Source organism: Methylobacterium sp. WL18, from assembly GCF_008040015.1.
Taxonomy (GTDB): Bacteria; Pseudomonadota; Alphaproteobacteria; order Rhizobiales; family Beijerinckiaceae; genus Methylobacterium; species Methylobacterium mesophilicum.
In genome coordinates, this window is sequence record NZ_VRVD01000551.1 from 1 (window position 1) to 3,145 (window position 3,145).

The window sequence follows — 3,145 nt, forward strand, 5'->3', positions numbered from 1 at the left end:
ACCGTGGCGGTCGCCGAGCTGGGCCGCATCGGCGTCGCGCGGGCCGAGACGGGAGCCTCCGCGGCCGGAACCATGCCCGGCACGCTGAAGCAGGTCGAGGCCGGAATGCTCGATGTCGGCTATGTCGAGGCCGGCCCCGCCGACGGTCCGGCGGTCATCCTGCTGCACGGCTGGCCCTACGACATCCACGCCTTCGCGGAGGTCGTCCCGATCCTCACCGCGGCCGGCCATCGGGTGATCGTGCCGCATCTGCGCGGCTACGGGACGACCCGCTTCCTCGCGAAGGACGCGATCCGCAACGGCGAGCAGGCGGCTCTGGCGGTGGACGTCATCGCCCTCATGGACGCCCTCGGCATCCCCCGCGCCGTGCTCGGCGGCTTCGACTGGGGCGCCCGGACGGCCTGCATCGTCGCGGCGCTCTGGCCGGACAGGTGCGACGCCCTCGTCTCGGTGAGCGGCTACCTGATCGGCAGCCAGGAGGCCGGCGAGGCGCCGCTGCCGCCGAAGGCCGAGCTGTCCTGGTGGTACCAGTTCTACTTCGCCACCAGCCGGGGCCGGGCCGGCTATGAAGCGTATCGCGACGCCTTCGCCCGGCTGATCTGGCAGAGCGCCTCGCCGCGCTGGGCGTTCGACGACGCGACCTTCGCCCGCAGCGCCCGGTCCTTCGACAACCCCGACCATGTCGCCATCGTCATCCACAATTACCGCTGGCGGCTCGGGCTCGCCGAGGGCGAGCCGCGCTACGAGGCCCTCGAGGAAAGGCTGGCGCGGGCGCCGGAGATCGCCGTGCCGACGATCACGCTCGAAGGCGACGCCAACGGCGCTCCGCATCCGGAGCCCGCGACCTATGCCGGGAAATTCACCGGCCGCTACGCGCACCGGCCGATCACCGGCGGGATCGGCCACAACCTGCCCCAGGAGGCGCCGCACGCCTTCGCGCAGGCCGTCCTCGATGCGGCCTCGGCCTGAGGTCCCCCGCGTCCGGATCGGCCTGAGACGGCACAGGAGCCTGCGATGCGTGCCATCACCGTTGCTGCGTCCAGCCTGCTGGCGGCCGCCCTGCTGGGCGCCGCCGCCCTCCGTGCCGGGACCGCGCCCGAAGCGTCGCCGCTTTACGGCGTGACCGTTCCGGACGGTTTTCGCGACTGGCCGCTCATCGGGGTCGCGCAGGAGACCGGCGCCCTCGACGAGCTGCGCGCGGTGGTGGGCAACGCCCCGGCGCTGCAGGCCTACCGGGCGGGTACGCTGCCCTTCCCGGACGGGACGGTCCTTGTGAAGCGCGCCTGGAAACGCACCCCCTCCCGGGAATTCGAGCCCGCCTTCGTCCCCGGGGCGGCGACCACGATCCAGGTCATGGTCAAGGATTCGAAGCGCTACCCGGAAACCGGCGGCTGGGGGTTCGGCCGCTTCATCGACGGCACGCCCACGGACGCGGCCCAGCACGAGACCTGCTTCGCCTGCCATCAGGCCAACGTCCGGGACCACGACTTCGTGTTCACCCGGCTCGCGCCCTGAGGGGCTGCGCGTATGGCGCTGCCCTGCCTCGCCGGCGGCTACGCCACCACGAAGCCGTGCGCGAACGGATCGCGGTCGTCGATGAAGATCGTGTTGATCCCGGTCTGGCGCGCCCAGCCGGCCACCGAGGGCACGATCGCGGGTTTGCCGGCCACCGAGGTCGCGGCCTCGACCCGGCCGCGGAACAGCGAGCCGATGATCGATTCGTGCACGAAATCGTCGCCGACCTTCAGCCGGCCCTTGGCGGCGAGCTGCGCCATGCGGGCCGAGGTGCCGGTGCCGCAGGGCGAGCGGTCGATCGCCTTGTCGCCGTAGAACACGGCGTTGCGGGCCTGGGCCTCGGGGTGGCGCGGCGCGCCGGTCCACAGGATGTGGGACAGGCCCCGGATCTCCGGATGCTCCGGATGGACGAACGCGTACTTGGCGTTGAGCGCCGCGCGCAGCTTCGGCGACCGGGCGATGAGGTCCCCGGCGGTGTGATCGGCCATGTCCCGGAAGTTTTTTTGGGGCTCGACGATGGCGTAGAAGTTGCCCCCGTAGGCGACGTCCACCACGATCTCGCCGACCCCATCGAGATGCGCGCTCAGCCCTTCGGCGTGGAGATAGCCCGGCACGTTGCGCAGCCGTACCTCCTCCACGAAACGGCCCTCCTGCCGGTAGGTGATGTCCACCTTGCCGGCCGGCGCGTCGATCGAGAGCCGCCCCGGCGCGCGCGGGGTGACCAGGCCGTTCTCGATCGCCATGGTGACCGTGCCGATGGTGCCGTGGCCGCACATCGGCAGGCAGCCGCTGGTCTCGATGAACAGCACCGCCACGTCGCAATCGGGCCGCGTCGGCGGATACAGGATCGCCCCCGACATCATGTCGTGGCCCCGCGGCTCGAACATCAGCCCGGTGCGGATCCAGTCGTAGGTGCGCAGGAAATGAGCGCGCTTCTCCAGCATGGTGCCGCCTTCGAGGATCGGGCCCCCGCCCGAGACGAGGCGGACCGGGTTGCCGCAGGTATGGCCGTCGAGGCACGAGAAGGTGTGGTTGGCCATAGGCGAAGCCCTATCGGAAGCGCTGGGGCGAGAACGGCGCGAGGTCGATCGCCGGCGCCGCGCCGGTGACGAGGTCGGCGACGAGGCGGGCGGTGCCCGCCGACTGGGTCAGCCCGAGATGGCCGTGCCCGAAGGCGTAGACGACCCGGCGGGTGGAAGCCGCTTGGCCGATCGCCGGGAGGGAATCGGGCAGCGACGGGCGGAAGCCCATCCAGGGCTGGCCGCCCTCGGTGTTCAGGCCCGGCAGGAAGGTCTTGGCCTTGCGCAGCATCGCCTCCGAGCGCCGGAAATTCGGCGGCCGGTCGAGGCCCCCGAGTTCCACCGCGCCGCCGACCCGGATGCCGGACGACAGCCGCGTCACCACGAAGCCGTGGCCCCCGAAGGTGACCTGCGTGCGCAGGTCGAGGGCGCCCGCGGGCAGCGTTGTGTTGTAGCCCCGCTCCGTCTCCAGCGGGATCCGCTCGCCCAGGGTGCGGGCGATGCGGTGCGAGAAGGCCCCGGCCGCGACCACGACCTGTCCGGCCCTGCGGGTGCCGGCGGATGTCACGACGGCGACGCCGTCGGCCGTGGGGCGCAGCGCCGTGACCTCT

At 72.2% G+C, this 3,145-nt stretch carries 4 protein-coding genes; 2 read left to right on the forward strand and 2 right to left on the reverse strand.

Going from position 1 to position 3,145, the window contains the following annotated elements; translation table 11 throughout:
- A partial coding sequence (locus FV228_RS24785) for an alpha/beta hydrolase (RefSeq protein ID WP_147856985.1) occupies positions 1 to 969 on the forward strand: 969 nt, incomplete at its 5' end.
- A gap of 45 nt (positions 970 to 1,014) precedes the next feature.
- Entirely contained in the window at positions 1,015 to 1,515 is a 501-nt protein-coding gene (locus FV228_RS24790; RefSeq protein WP_147856986.1) for a cytochrome P460 family protein, read from the forward strand.
- Between the two features lie 38 nt (positions 1,516 to 1,553).
- Here the strand turns inward: FV228_RS24790 and FV228_RS24795 are convergent, their stop codons facing one another.
- Both FV228_RS24795 and FV228_RS24800 read right to left on the reverse strand, forming a co-directional pair.
- Positions 1,554 to 2,555, reverse strand: coding sequence for a 4-hydroxyproline epimerase (locus FV228_RS24795; RefSeq protein ID WP_147856987.1), 1,002 nt, complete (start codon positions 2,553 to 2,555; stop codon positions 1,554 to 1,556).
- Between the two features lie 10 nt (positions 2,556 to 2,565).
- Positions 2,566 to 3,145: FAD-binding oxidoreductase (locus FV228_RS24800; RefSeq protein WP_147856988.1), on the reverse strand; the 580-nt coding region annotated here is incomplete at its 5' end.